This is a genomic window from Croceitalea sp. P059 (assembly GCF_031846365.1).
Lineage (GTDB): Bacteria > Bacteroidota > Bacteroidia > Flavobacteriales > Flavobacteriaceae > Croceitalea > Croceitalea vernalis.
This window is the reverse complement of the sequence record NZ_JAVRHW010000002.1, coordinates 603,001-617,308: the sequence shown is the minus strand read 5'-3', so window position 1 is coordinate 617,308 and position 14,308 is coordinate 603,001. Positions and strand designations below refer to the sequence as shown.

Here is a 14,308-nt window from a genome sequence, read left to right as displayed (position 1 = left end):
TTCTACTCTTAGCGAATTGATATATGGAAATAAAATCAAAGATTGAGGCATTACGAAATGAATTGAGAACACATAATCACAATTATTATGTTCTTGATAAACCCATTATTTCTGATTATGAATTCGACATAAAACTTAAAGAATTGCAGCGTCTAGAAACCCAATATCCTGAATACTATGATGCTACGTCACCTACATTAAGAGTCGGAGGTTCAGTGACTAAAAATTTTAATACCATCTCTCATGAAACTCGAATGTACTCACTAGATAATTCTTATTCTAAAGAAGATTTAGAAGATTGGGAGAAGCGAATGCAACGAATTCTTGGTGATGTTGATGTAACCTTTACTTGCGAATTAAAGTATGACGGGGCATCTATAAGTCTAACTTATGAAGATGGAAAACTAGTGCGCGCCGTTACTAGGGGTGATGGTTTTCAAGGCGATGATGTCACTGCAAATATCAAAACTATAAAATCAGTTCCATTACAATTAAAAGGTGATTACCCTTCAAAATTTGACATCAGAGGCGAAATTATTTTGACATTGGAAGGTTTTGCCAAAATGAATCAATTGCGTCTTGCTAATGGAGAAGAAGCGTATATGAATCCTCGTAATACGGCCTCTGGCAGTTTAAAATTACAAGATAGTGCTGAGGTGGCAAAACGCCCATTAGAGTGTTTGCTTTATAGTATCGTGGGTAAAAATTTGAATTTTGATACGCAATATGAAATGCTTGAAAGAGCACGTTCTTGGGGCTTCAAAGTGCCAAAAGTCGCTAAACACTGTTCAAACACGGATGATGTAATGAACTTTGTTGAGGAATGGGATGTTAAACGACATGATTTACCTTATGAAACGGATGGTGTAGTTGTCAAAGTTAATAGTTTAAGACATCAAGAAGAGTTAGGTTTTACAGCCAAGGCACCAAGATGGGCCATGGCTTATAAATTTAAGGCTGAACAAGTTTCAACTGTTTTAAATAAAATAACCTATCAGGTTGGCAGAACTGGCGCCATTACACCAGTTGCTAATCTACAGCCAGTTTTATTAGCCGGTACGACTGTAAAAAGAGCTTCTTTGCACAATGCTGACCAAATTGAAAAATTAGATATCAGAGAAGGTGATACTGTATTTGTGGAGAAAGGAGGCGAGATTATCCCTAAAATCATTGCGGTTGATTTTACAAAACGACCCAAGAATTCTATCCCAACAAACTATAAAACCCATTGCCCAGAATGTGAAACACTACTTGTAAGAAAAGACGGTGAAGCACAGCATTTCTGTCCAAATGATACGGGTTGCCCAACGCAGATTACGGGTCGAATTCAACATTTTATTTCTCGTAAAGCCATGGATATTGAAGGTTTAGGTGGTGAAACAGTTGAGCTTTTATTTAAAGAGGGTTTGATAAAGAACTACGCTGATTTATATACATTGACTAAGGAACAGATTATGCCACTTGAGCGTATGGCTGAGAAGTCTGCTGAAAATTTAGTTAAAGGCGTAGCCGCTTCAAAATCAATTCCTTTTGAAAGAGTTTTATTCGGATTAGGCATTCGGTATGTTGGAGAAACAGTGGCTAAAAAATTAGCTAAGGCCTATAAAAACATTGATGCTTTAATGGTTGCATCGCAAGAAGAACTTGTTGCTGTTGACGAAATTGGAGAAAGGATAGCAGAAAGCGTTGTACAATTTTTTGAAAATGAAACTAACCTTGAGCTTATTTCTCGTTTTAAAACCTATGGTTTACAATTTTCATTATCGGAAGAGCAATTACAGAGTCAATCAGATACCTTAAAAGGCAAAACTTTTGTAGTATCTGGTGTTTTTGAAAGCTTAAGTAGAACTGAACTTAAAAAATTAATTGAAGATAATGGGGGCAAGGTAAGTTCTTCAATTTCATCAAAAACATCTTTTTTAGTTGCCGGAGATAAAATGGGACCCAGTAAACGAACTAAAGCAGAAAATTTAGAAGTGCCGATTATTTCAGAGCAAGATTTTTTAAATATGGTTTAAGCCAACTAAAATCAATTCAATAATTCTAGTTTCTGGCTTCTAACCATTTATCGACTCTTCGCTTTGCGTTCAACTTAATATTCATGTAATAAAAATTAATATCAGCAATATGGTAGTTTTTTGTTCTTAATAAGAAACTCCAAGGAAATCTTGGTTTGTTTGCCCATAATACGCCATTGTGAATTTGTGCATCCACACGGCGTGGTAAAACTTTATCAAAATTGCGTAATACGGCCCCCTTATTTCTAACTTTAGAAACATAGGTTGTATCAAGTGTCCAGTTCAATGGATTGGTAACTAAAATATCATCTCCGATTGGCCTATCATCAGGAATATAGCCACGTTTGAATGTACGCCACGAAATGGTACAATTTAGACCCTCAGGATCTTCACATGGCCAGATTCGCTCAAAATAATTTTTGGGAACCGGTATCCCAATTAAATATGCGGCAACTAATTGTTGTTGCAAAGGCGTGCCATCAAAGAACTCTTTAATTAAAGGTCCGCCATGTGTTGTTCCTTGGCTATGACTAGCTATTATTATGGGTCTACCATTGTTGTAATATTTTAAGTAATGCTCGAAGGCATTTTTTACATCGGAATAGGCTAAAGCGAATGCTTTCTTCGCTGATGCTTTATCATCAGTTGTATAACTAACTAAATGTGCCTGCCTATAGCGCGGAGCAAATACTCTGCCAGCGGCATTAAATGCACTTGCCTGAAATTTGATAGTTGAGTTATCCACTCGATTATTTAACACGGAATCAGAAATACTTGGATTCCATGCCAAATTCTTCCCTTTGTTATTATAAATAGTTGGGTGAATAAAAAAAACATCAGCGGCTAAATTAAGAGCTGGCGCCGCATCTGAACCTGGAATTAAATCAGAATTATCTCTTTTATCAGGATGGGCGGCCCAATGCGCTAGATTACCATAGTCAATAGCTTCTGGAGCTGTGTTTTCAAAGGTAGTAGTAGGTCCGTATGATTTACAGGACGACAAGCAAATGATTAAAAACAAAAAAACAAATAGGAGGTATTTATTCATAATGTCTAATTTAGAAAAAGATATGATAACGAACACTACAAGACAGTTTTGGTTTTTATTCTTATCGAGTTTTGCCTTCTTAGTGCGCCATCGGTATTTTAAAAAATGGTTTTGGATACCACTAGTGATTATAATCATTGGTTTTTTTATTCCACAAAACATGATTATTCCGGTTCAAGGCGCAACAGTTAATGATTGGGCACAAGACTCTTTTTGGGCGTATCCGTGGGGTAGTTCAATAACCCATAAGGGTATTGATATTTTTGCCGATCGAAGTACACCAGTTTTGGCCTCAACGAACGGTATAGTAATCTATACTTCTGAAGGTGGAAAAGGAGGGAAGTCCGTTATGGTGCTTGGCCCTAAATGGCGTTTTCATTATTATGCGCATTTAAACGAAGTACAAGCCTTCACTTTTCAACTATTAAAAAGAGGAACTGTTTTAGGCACAGTAGGTGATACCGGAAATGCCAAAGGAAAACCACCACATTTACATTACGCAATTACCACTCCGTTTCCATACTTGGGTTTAAAGGATAAAGAAGCTGTTCAAGGTTGGAAAAAAATGTTTTACTTAGATCCAGATTCTTGGCTTAGACTATAACCTCATATGATGATTCCTAGCAATTTTGATGCATTTAAAACTACCTTAAACAATCGTAAACCAGCAATGGATTGGCCACTTTGGTTAAAATCATTATGGTATGCAGCAAAACAAGAATGGGATGCTTCTCATGATATAGCTCAAGACTTAGATACTACAGAAGGTAGTTGGATTCATGCTCATTTACACCGAGTAGAAGGTGATAAGTTCAATGCACAATATTGGTATTCACAGGCCAGAAAACCATATTGTGATGACTCATTTGAAAATGAAATTAGACAAATCTTTGAAGATTTGTCAACTACTTCTTAAAACGACCTAGTTTTTATTGAAATGCCATTTGCAATTTTTCTTTACCTCCAATAATTGGTAATTCCAAATGTGTTTTATCCAAATCTAGAGTCAGTTCGGTACCTGGTTCAGGATGCAGGGTAAACTCTTTGTCACTACTAAAAACAAGCAGCCCTATTTGTTGACCTAAAGGTATAATTTGATCATCTGGCATTAGTTCAAAAGTCATTTGATAAAACTCTCCAGGTTTTAAAGGTTCGCTTTCAGTCAATGATTTATAGTTTTGGAGGTCAGCCCAACCACGAGTAATGATATTGTCTGTTATTTTGGCTTTAGAATCTTCGTTCCATGGCAAAGATACCAACCAAACAGATAAATTTGCAGCTGGTTTATTACTTGATATATTAACCGTTATTTTCGGAACACCGGAAATATGAAGTTCTTGTTTTAATTTTGGGCTAACATATAGTAAACGATTTTCCGAACTCGCAAGCTGCGCCAAATCCTCTCCTGCAATTGTATAATTATCAATTAAGGTTTCATTTCCTTGGGCATTTTTTTTATCAAAATTTAGTATGCCGCTTGAGTTACCTCCTTTAGTCAAATTAAGCTGAACGAAATCAGCCTCTGGATTAGGAAAGTCAGGATAAGAAGTTGGATTACTTTGCGTATCGTTTTCGCGAACAATCCATGATTTTGGGTCTTTTTCTACCCCATTCTCTATACCGTGAAGGTACCTAGTAAACCATCGATTCATTAGAGTAATAGGTGGCGGTCCACCATGTCCGTTTTGATGATAATATGTTTGCACGGATAAGCCTTTCTCTTTCGCAGCTTTATAAATACGGTAACTATGCTCAGGCATTACATTCCAATCATTAAAACCGTGAGACATTAAAAGGGCTGCTTTCATAGGTTTCATATCATTTAAGTAATCACGACCAGCCCAGAAATCATTGTAATCCCCAGTAATTCTATCCATACCATTTTTCATCTCGGTATCGCGAACTGTTTTATTGTTGAAGGGTCTTTTGTCTTCAGCCCCACTGTGAATAAAATCATATAGAACATCAATATCTTCTCCTAAATACCCACCCGGAGAACGAACCAATCCATTAGAACGATAATAGTGATAATAAGATGTATTTGGTGCAATGGGTATAATTGCTTCAAGGCCATCAACACCAGTTGTGGCCGCAGCCAGCGGTATTGTACCGTTATAAGATGTGCCGGTCATGCCGACTTTACCAGTGGACCAATATGCTTCAATAGTTTCACTACCATAAGGTTCTGTATACCCTTTTGCTCTACCATTCAGCCAATCGATAACTGCTTTTGGAGCAAGCGATTCATTATCACCACCTACTGTTGGCGACCCTTGCGATAGGCCTGTACCAGGTGATGAGGAGTGCACAACAATATAACCTCTTGGCACCCATTTTTTAATATGTGAGTTCGAAATAATTGGGCGTTCACCACGTCGAGTAACCTCCGCATGAACTCTTGGTTTAGGCATTTCACCTAGTTCATGATTAACATCCCAAAACAAGCCTTCAATATTCGGGGCAACTCCAGCGAAATAAGGACTAGAAACGTATATAATTGGAAGCTTTAATCCTTCAGATTCGGTTTGTTCAGGTCTAGTGACAGAAACATGCATTCTATCTAACTTACCATCGCCATCTGTATCAAATTCTGTTTCTACAAATAAATCATGACGCAACCAACTTGAAGGATTTGAAAAGGCTTCCACTATTTGTGCTTCACCATCTTTAAAAATTGGAGTTGCTGTTGATGTTTGCCCTAGAATCAGAAAAAAGGGACTAAGCAATAGGATAAATAAAAAGAGATTTTTTTTCATGTTTAATTATTGAATTAAATAAAAATAATGAAAACTAGGGTGTCAACTAAAAATATTACCATCAATAAGATAAAAACTCATCGTTCAAACCAAATTTATGCATTGAAGATATAAACCTAACCCTAATTACTGAAGTTGCGAGATTTAAGTGGAGCGTGCCATTGTTTGGTTTAAACCATGGTATTCATGGTTTAGATTAAATCTGAAACTAGACAGAGACGCTTATTCCGTCTGCAGTTATATTTTTATTTTGGTCAAAATAGAAATCAATTCTTCCTAAATTGAGACCATAACAACCTACTTGGTTCACCAAAACGGGCATTCCATCAGCATTGGTTTTAACGGTTGGTTTATCTAAAAATGTATGGGTATGCCCTCCAATTATTAAATTGGTGTAGCTTGTTTTTGTTGCTAAAGTTACGTCATCAGGTCTATTTGCATTACCCTGATAATCATAGCCTAAATGCGATAAACATATAATAATATCACATTGTTCATCTTCCTTAAGCAAACGTTCCATATCTAAAGCCACATCATATGGCTGTTCGTATTCAGTTTCTTTGTATAACTTTTTAGTAACCAAACCATCTAAGGCAATACCAAGTCCGTAAACACCAATTTTAATATCGTCAACCAAATAGGTTTGGTATGGCTTTACAAAACCATCCATAACGGTATTCTTAAAGTTGTAGTTTGCAGAAAGCAATTCAAATTTAGCATGTGGTGTTTGAGCTAAAAGACCATCTATCCCATTATCAAAATCATGATTACCGATGGTAGCAGCATCATATTTTAACATGCTCATTAATTTGAATTCAAGTTCACCACCATAAAAATTAAAATATGGAGTACCTTGAAATATATCACCAGCATCGAATAGAAGGGTATTCGGATTTTCATTTCTGATCTGTTCTACCAGATTAGCTCTTCTTGCTAAGCCACCTAAATTAGCAAACCTTGCATGGTCACTCGGAAAAGGGTCAATATGGCTATGAACATCGTTAGTGTGTAGAATGGTTATTTGCTTTGAACTATTGCCCTTGCAAGAACTCAAGCTTAAACCGCCAAGGCCGAGAAAAGCTCCGGTTGCTGTTGTTTTAGAAATAAAAGAACGTCTTTTCATTTTAATTTAATTGTATGAAACGGTCGTCAACAGATACGGAAATAGTATCCATTTTTTTAAAATAATCAATTATAGAATTACGAACCAAATAATCTAGGTTAGTGACTGAAGACCGATTCTTGAAGAACCCCATATCATCTCCACCCTGAACTAAGTAATCATTCGTTGCTACATAATAGGTTTGATTTTCGTTAAATCGAGCACCATTTATTTCAATCTTCAAATAGTTATATTGATTGTCAAGCTTCAATTTAGTGTTAGCAACCGGATGAGCTCTGCCAGATTTCGCAAGAAAAGTAAGTAAATGTTTGACTGAAGTGCCACTCATTTCAACAACGACAATACTATTTTCAAAAGGCATAATTTGATAAGCAGTTCGTGCATTGACCTTACCTTTAGAAATTATTGATCGGATTCCTCCATGATTAAGAACAACAAAATCTATTTCTTGGCCAGTTCTTGTTTTGAAAATTGGATTAGCTTGTGCTAATACTGCATCAGCCATAAAATTACCTGCTGATGTATTTCTTTTACCATCATCTTTTACTAAATCACTGGTGACATAAGATAAAGTACTGTCTAAAACGGTATTTATGCGTTCCCGATACGGAGCTATAAAATTGGCAATTGAATCGTTGGTAGTTATTGAGGGGGTAATAGGGAGTTCTTTGGCAACTATTTGATGAGGATTCTCAACATTATCTACACATGAAGAAAACACAATTGTTATAATTATAACAAAATGTTGAATTTTTAAATTCATATTCTAATTTATCTTCGTTACCTAGTAAGTTAGGATATTAATTACATTTGCAAAAATGCATATTAGTAAATGATATTTCGAGCTATACAAGATAAATTTAAAGTTAAGTCTAGTCTTAAATACTTGGAAGACGAACTGGCAAAACCAAAGGTTCCAGCCAATCGCGAAAAAGGTATAAAGACAATTGCTTGTATTGTTGATATGGATAACTTTCCAAATGCAGATCATTTTAATGAGCTAAGGAAAGATTTTGGGTTACCACCCAATGCTATTCAAATTATAGGCTACAAGCGGGGCCACGATAAAAATACTCCATTTTCAATTCAGTTTTTTACTGATAAAGATATGGGTTGGAACGGTTCGATTGAGAACAGTCATGTAGCTGAATTTGTAAGTAGAGAATATGATTTATTAATCAATTACTACAAGGAAGACAGATTAATGCTGAAGTTACTAACAGCAAAGATTTATGCAAGACTTCGTGTTGGATTTACTGGAGTAGACAGTAAAATTAACGACTTGATGTTCAGTACAGACTTGAAAGACTTTAAAATGTTTAAATCAGAATTAAACAAGTATTTAAAGGTATTTAAAGAAATAGCATAATGGATAGTTTTATTGGTACTGGGGTTGCTCTTGTTACCCCTTTTGATAGCAGCGGAAATGTAGACGTTAGTTCATTGACTAACCTGGTGGAATATCAAATTGCAAATGGTATTGATTATTTGGTGGTATTAGGCACAACTGCCGAGGCCGCAACACTTTCTACAAAAGAAAAGAATCTTGTTATGAAAACGGTTTCTTTGGTAAATGCTGGTAGGTTGCCATTAGTTGTTGGTCATGGAGGTAATAATACTCATGATTTAGTACAACAGTTTAAAGAAATAGATTTTTTAGACTATGAAGCTGTATTATCAGTATCACCTGCATATAGTAAACCCACACAAGAGGGAATTTATCAACATTTTAAAGCTCTGTCTTTGGCGACACCCCTGCCAATAATTATGTACAATGTGCCCTCTAGAACAGGAAGTAATATGCTCCCAGAAACAACATTACGTTTAGCAAATGACTTTAATAATATCATTGGCATTAAAGAGGCCTGCGGAGATATGTTGCAATTAGATGAAATATTGAAGCATAAAAATCCAGATTTTCATGTTATTTCTGGTGATGATTTTACGGCCTTAGCTACAGTATTGGCTGGTGGTTCAGGGGTAATATCAGTGCTTGGTCAAGGATTGCCAAAAGAGTTTTCTAAGATGATTGCCTTGGGTTTAAGAGGAGATTCTGAACCGGCATATGAAATTCATCAAACTCTTTTAAATGGAATGCATTTAATTTTTGAAGAAGGAAATCCTGCAGGCATTAAAACTGTTTTACAACTATTAAATATCGCTGACAATAAAGTACGATTACCATTGGTTAAAGCAAGTGAAGATTTGACTAAAAGAATAGTGACTTTTATGAAGACTAAATCTATAGTAAATGCTTAATTGCGTTAAACTTTGCCTAAAATGATTGTTTGTACCCGCTGACTAGGCTAATTTTATTTCTTGTAATAATTTTGAAATCCACTGATAATCACTAATTTTGCAGGATGTTTTTGAAAATGAGGTCTCTTTTTGTAATAGTTATATTCTCTCTCTTCTTTTTAGTTTCATGTAATGAGTATCAAAAGGTGCTTAAAAACACTGACGTAAAGGCGAAATATGATTTAGCTGAAAAGTATTATAATGAAGGCGATTACAAGCGTGCGAAGCGTTTATTTGAACAAATAGCTCCAAAGTATGTTGGAAAGCCTCAAGGTGAAAGGGTAATGTTCTTTTTTGCGAATTCTTATTTTCAATCCGGTGACTATTATCTAGCTGGTTATCAATTTGAAAGATTCATCAAGTCTTATTCGCAAAGTGATAAGCTTCAAGAAGCTGTTTATTTAGAAGCCAAAAGTTATTATGAACTATCTCCTAAATATTCTTTAGATCAAACAGATACAGATAAAGCTTTAAGTCGTTTGCAAAACTTTATTAATACTTATCCTGAATCAGAATTTTTTGAAGATGCCAATGCGATGGCTCAAGAGTTAACCATTAAAAAGCAAAAAAAGGAAATTGAAATAGCGAAACAATTCGATAAACTTGGAGAATTTAATTTCCCTATTCTCGTTTCAGCAATAGCAGCTTTAGATAATTTCATTGGTGATAACCCAGGTTCAGTGTACCGTGAAGATGCATTTTTTTACCGTTTGAAGGCGGCAATGAATCTTGCACAGAATAGTATCACAAGCAGACAGCCGGAACGTTACCAAGAGGCAAGAGAGTATTACAACGCGCTTATGAAATCGTATCCTGAAACAAAGTTTTTAAAGAAAGCTGAGAGTTTCAATGACAAAATTAAAAAGGAACTTAATGAGGTTGAAGAGACCTTAACAAAATAATATTAGTAATCTAACGATATGAACGATTTAAAAAACACCAAGGCTTCAGTATCTACTGTAACTCATAACAAAAATGAGTTTGATGAAAAGACTGACAATATTTATGAAGCAATTTCTATTGCTTCTAAAAGAGCTATTCAAATTAACTCTGAAATTAAAAAAGAGCTGTTAGAAAAATTAGAAGAGTTTGCTACTTATAGCGATAGCTTAGAAGAGGTTTTCGAAAACAAAGAACAAATAGAGGTTTCTAAATTTTACGAAAAACTTCCTAAACCTCATGCGCTTGCCGTTCATGAATGGTTAGAAGATAAAATATATTATAGAAATACAGAGAAAGACGCATAAATGTTGAGCGGAAAAAACATCCTTTTGGGTATTACCGGGGGGATTGCTGCTTACAAAACCACCTTTCTTGTTCGTTTATTGATAAAAGCTGGTGCTGAGGTCAAAATTGTTATGACCCAAAGCGCCAGCTCTTTTGTTTCTCCACTCACATTAGCTACGCTTTCCAAGAATCCAGTATTGATGGATTTTATAAATAAAGATGACGGTAGCCTTTCATGGAATAATCATGTTGAGTTAGGTCTTTGGGCTGATGTTATGTTAATTGCGCCAGCGACCGCTAATTCATTATCTAAAATGGCCAACGGCATTTGTGATAATCTCTTGATGGCAACATATCTATCTGCAAAATGTTCTGTTTATTTTGCTCCGGCAATGGACTTAGATATGTATAGGCATCCATCCACTAAAGCATCCTTTGAAAAGCTAAACACCTTTAAAAATATTATGATTCCTGCTGAATCAGGGGAACTTGCCAGTGGATTAGAGGGTGAAGGACGTATGGCTGAACCAGAAAATATTGTTTCTTTTCTAAAAAACCATCTGGCAACTGGTCTCCCATTATCTAAAAAAAAGGTTTTAATTACAGCTGGTCCTACGCATGAAGCAATAGACCCAGTCAGGTTTCTCGGCAATAGGGCAACCGGGTCTATGGGTTTTGAGCTTGCAGAAAGAGCAGCTGATTTGGGTGCTGAAGTAATTTTAATAACAGGCCCTACAACCTTAGAACTGGCTAACAAAACAATAGCGCTAATACGAGTAACTTCAGCTGAAGAAATGTATTTAGCAGTACATACTCATTTTGAAAAGATGCATGTGGTTATTAGTGCAGCTGCAGTTGCTGATTATAGGCCAAAGACGGTTGCAGAACAAAAAATAAAGAAAAAAGGTGATGGAGATTTAAATCTGGAACTTGAGAGAACAAAAGATATTTTAAAATCTATGGGTGAGATCAAAACCAATCAGTTTTTAGTTGGCTTTGCTCTAGAAACCGAAAATGAGTTAGATAACGCCAAGAATAAACTTCAAAAGAAAAATCTGGACGCTATTGTTTTAAACTCGCTCCAAGATAAGGGAGCAGGTTTTGGTCAAGGAACTAATAAAGTCACTTTCATAGACAAGAATTTAAATGTAAATGCGTTTGACTTAAAGACCAAGAGTGAAGTAGCAATAGATATTTGGCAAGAAATTATTTCTTTAAGCAATGCATAGGTTATTAACGTTTATCATTTTTATCTTTTTTTCTGCGACTATAGCGTCACAAGAATTGAACACGACTATAACTGTAAACTCTGATCAAGTAGGTCAAACGAATCAACAAGTATTTAAAACTCTTGAGCGATCATTAAATGATTTTGTAAATAAAAACAAATGGACGGATAGAGTTTATAAGGAGAATGAGAGACTTAACGCCAGAATGTTCATTACGGTTACCAAATATGAGTCTGACCGTTTTGAAGCCAACATTCAATTGCAATCTTCCAGACCAATATTTAATACTTCATACGAAACCCCAGTTTTTAATTATAAGGACAATTCATTTAATTTTCAATATCAAGAATTTGAACCCTTGGTTTATAACCCGAATTCTTTTGATTCAAATTTAGTTGGTGTTATTTCTTACTACGTTTATATCATGCTTGGTCTAGACGCAGATACCTTTTCTCTTCAAGGTGGTGACGAATATTATCGGAAAGCCCAAAATATAGTTACTCAAGCTCAAGGTACTAACTTTAGTGGCTGGAGTCAAAGTGTAACTGATAATAGAACTCGATTTGATATTGTCGATGATTTGTTATCAAATACTTTTCGTGAATATCGTATTGCCATGTATAATTATCATAGAAAAGGTATGGATGTTCTTGGAGATAATAATAGTACAGGCAAACAAGTTATTGCTGGCAGCATTCGGTTATTTGAAACTTTAATTAAGAGACGTCCAAATGCATTTTTAATTCAAACATTTTTTGATGCCAAGTCTGAAGAAATTCAAAATATATTTTCAGATGGTCCAAAAGTTGATATAGTTAAGTTAAAAGAAAGCCTTAATAGAGTAGCCCCATTTTATTCCAGTACATGGAATGATATAAAGTATTGATGATATAGCAATAGAACCTATATCTTTGCGATTCTAAATTGATTGCATTGCTTACGCACCTTTCCATTAAAAATTACGCATTAATTGACGAATTAAATGTTTCGTTTACTTCTGGTTTTACGACAATAACTGGTGAAACTGGTGCAGGAAAGTCTATACTTCTTGGAGGACTTTCTTTGGTTTTAGGAAAAAGAGCTGATTTGTCTTCTTTAAAAAATAAAGAAGCAAAATGTATTATAGAGGCTGAATTTGCAATTTCAAATTATGGATTGAAATCTTATTTTGAAATTAATGACCTTGACTATGCTGCAACAACTTGGTTACGGAGAGAGATTTTACCAAGTGGTAAATCAAGAGCTTTTGTTAATGACACACCAGTTACGTTAGATATTTTATCTGGGTTAGGTGCACAATTGGTAGATATTCATTCTCAGCATCAAACATTAAGACTTACCGAAAATGATTTTCAATTTAGGGTTATAGACGCGTTAGCTGAAAATCAAAAGCTAATAGAAAAATATACCGTCATATTAGCTAAATATAAAGGGTTTATTAAAGATTTAGAAGAACTTAGAGACTTTGAACGAAATGCTTCTAAAGAGTTAGATTATAATAGTTTTCTTTTAGAAGAATTAGAAAAAGCAACTTTAAAAGATGGTATTCTAGAAGCACTTGAAGAAGAATATGATCAACTTTCGAATGTAGAACGTATTATAGAGTTACTCTCTCAAAGCGGTAAAATTTTGAATGATGAACAAATAGGTTTATTGAGCAGTTCTACTATTTTACAACAGGCTTCACAAAAGCTGAGTGATTATGGTAAACAATTTACCAGTCTTAATGAAAGAGTACAATCAATAGCAATTGAATTGACTGATATTGCTTCAGAACTAGAAAGTCTGCAAGAAGATGTTGAAGCTAATCCAAATCGCTTAGAAGAGGTGAATGGTCAACTACAGTTATTACATGATTTATTTAAAAAACATCAAGTTTCCACGGTTATCGAACTTGAAGAAATTAAAATTGAATTATCAGAAAAGGTTGATAGTTCTTTAAATATTGATGCAAAAATTAAAGAGAAAGAAAATTTACTAGCTAGTGTAACCATTGATTTGAACAAGTTGGCATCTGCTATTCATAGTAATAGAAATAGAGTAATTCCACAACTAAAAGAGCTCTTAACAAACAGTCTAAGCAATTTAGGAATGCCTTCTGCTAGCTTTAAAATAGAAATAGAACCCACAGAAAGTTTTAAAGTAAATGGAAAGGATAATCTTATCTTTTTATTTTCTGCAAATAAAGGTTATGATTATGGGGAGTTAAAGAAAGTTGCGTCAGGCGGTGAATTATCACGCATTATGTTGACAATCAAGTCTGTTTTAGCTAATTATGAGCAATTACCTACATTGATGTTTGATGAAATTGATACTGGAGTATCCGGAGAAATATCTTCTAAAATGGGAGATATAATGCAAAAAATGGGAAGTAGCATGCAGGTTTTTTCAATTACGCACCTACCGCAAGTGGCGTCAAAAGGCGCTTCACAATTTAAGGTGTTTAAGGAAGAAACCGGTGAATCAACCAGAACAGACATGCGAAAGCTTACAAATGATGAGAGAGTGAACGAATTAGCTGAAATGTTAGGTGGTAAAAATCTTTCTGATTCTGCGTTAGCACATGCTCGACAGTTATTACAATAATTAATAAAGGTGACTAAATTTAA

General features: G+C 34.9%; 14 protein-coding genes. 10 read left to right on the top strand and 4 right to left on the bottom strand.

The window, feature by feature from the left end; genetic code table 11:
- The first annotated feature begins 23 nt into the window (after positions 1–23).
- Complete coding sequence (gene ligA, locus RM542_RS09055; protein WP_311385422.1) at positions 24–2,018, top strand: NAD-dependent DNA ligase LigA; 1,995 nt, start codon at positions 24–26, stop codon at positions 2,016–2,018.
- A 25-nt stretch (positions 2,019–2,043) separates the two neighbouring features.
- On the opposite strand, the gene RM542_RS09050 is transcribed toward ligA, so the two are convergent.
- On the bottom strand, positions 2,044–3,066 hold the full coding sequence (locus RM542_RS09050; protein ID WP_311385421.1) for a DUF3089 domain-containing protein: 1,023 nt from the start codon (positions 3,064–3,066) through the stop codon (positions 2,044–2,046).
- A gap of 22 nt (positions 3,067–3,088) precedes the next feature.
- On the opposite strand from RM542_RS09050, the gene RM542_RS09045 reads away from it, so the two are divergent.
- Together RM542_RS09045 and RM542_RS09040 are read left to right on the top strand one after the other, a co-directional pair.
- The gene (locus tag RM542_RS09045; RefSeq protein WP_311385420.1) at positions 3,089–3,670 is read left to right on the top strand and encodes a M23 family metallopeptidase; all 582 of its coding nucleotides are present in this window, start codon (positions 3,089–3,091) and stop codon (positions 3,668–3,670) included.
- A gap of 9 nt (positions 3,671–3,679) precedes the next feature.
- Entirely contained in the window at positions 3,680–3,982 is a 303-nt protein-coding gene (locus RM542_RS09040; RefSeq protein WP_311385419.1) for a hypothetical protein, read from the top strand.
- Between the two features lie 13 nt (positions 3,983–3,995).
- Here the strand turns inward: RM542_RS09040 and RM542_RS09035 are convergent, their stop codons facing one another.
- The 3 genes from RM542_RS09035 to RM542_RS09025 form a co-directional block, all read right to left on the bottom strand.
- Positions 3,996–5,822, bottom strand: coding sequence for a Xaa-Pro dipeptidyl-peptidase (locus RM542_RS09035; RefSeq protein ID WP_311385418.1), 1,827 nt, complete (start codon positions 5,820–5,822; stop codon positions 3,996–3,998).
- Between the two features lie 208 nt (positions 5,823–6,030).
- Positions 6,031–6,945, bottom strand: coding sequence for a metallophosphatase (locus RM542_RS09030; RefSeq protein ID WP_311385417.1), 915 nt, complete (start codon positions 6,943–6,945; stop codon positions 6,031–6,033).
- Between the two features lies 1 nt (position 6,946).
- Positions 6,947–7,708 carry a 5'-nucleotidase gene (locus RM542_RS09025; RefSeq protein WP_311385416.1) on the bottom strand — a complete coding sequence of 254 codons (762 nt, stop codon included), beginning with the start codon at positions 7,706–7,708 and terminating at the stop codon, positions 6,947–6,949.
- Positions 7,709–7,777: 69 nt separating this feature from the next.
- On the opposite strand from RM542_RS09025, the gene RM542_RS09020 reads away from it, so the two are divergent.
- From RM542_RS09020 to recN, 7 genes are all read left to right on the top strand, one after another.
- Positions 7,778–8,314, top strand: coding sequence for a DUF6913 domain-containing protein (locus RM542_RS09020; RefSeq protein ID WP_311387804.1), 537 nt, complete (start codon positions 7,778–7,780; stop codon positions 8,312–8,314).
- Positions 8,314–9,204, top strand: coding sequence for a 4-hydroxy-tetrahydrodipicolinate synthase (gene dapA / locus RM542_RS09015; RefSeq protein WP_311385414.1), 891 nt, complete (start codon positions 8,314–8,316; stop codon positions 9,202–9,204). The genes RM542_RS09020 and dapA overlap by 1 nt, the downstream gene beginning before the upstream one ends.
- Before the next feature lie 104 nt (positions 9,205–9,308).
- Positions 9,309–10,145 (top strand): outer membrane protein assembly factor BamD, encoded by an 837-nt coding sequence (locus tag RM542_RS09010; protein WP_311385413.1) that lies wholly within the window; start codon positions 9,309–9,311, stop codon positions 10,143–10,145.
- 18 nt (positions 10,146–10,163) lie between these two features.
- A complete protein-coding gene (locus RM542_RS09005; RefSeq protein WP_311385412.1) occupies positions 10,164–10,490 on the top strand; it encodes a DNA-directed RNA polymerase subunit omega in 327 nt (108 codons plus the stop codon).
- The gene (gene coaBC, locus RM542_RS09000) at positions 10,491–11,699 is read left to right on the top strand and encodes a bifunctional phosphopantothenoylcysteine decarboxylase/phosphopantothenate--cysteine ligase CoaBC (RefSeq protein ID WP_311385411.1); all 1,209 of its coding nucleotides are present in this window, start codon (positions 10,491–10,493) and stop codon (positions 11,697–11,699) included.
- Complete coding sequence (locus RM542_RS08995) at positions 11,692–12,585, top strand: DUF4835 family protein (protein WP_311385410.1); 894 nt, start codon at positions 11,692–11,694, stop codon at positions 12,583–12,585. Before coaBC ends, RM542_RS08995 begins: the two co-directional genes overlap by 8 nt.
- A 47-nt stretch (positions 12,586–12,632) precedes the next feature.
- Positions 12,633–14,285, top strand: a complete 1,653-nt coding sequence (gene recN / locus RM542_RS08990) for a DNA repair protein RecN (RefSeq protein WP_311385409.1) — start codon at positions 12,633–12,635, stop codon at positions 14,283–14,285.
- Positions 14,286–14,308 lie beyond the last annotated feature (23 nt).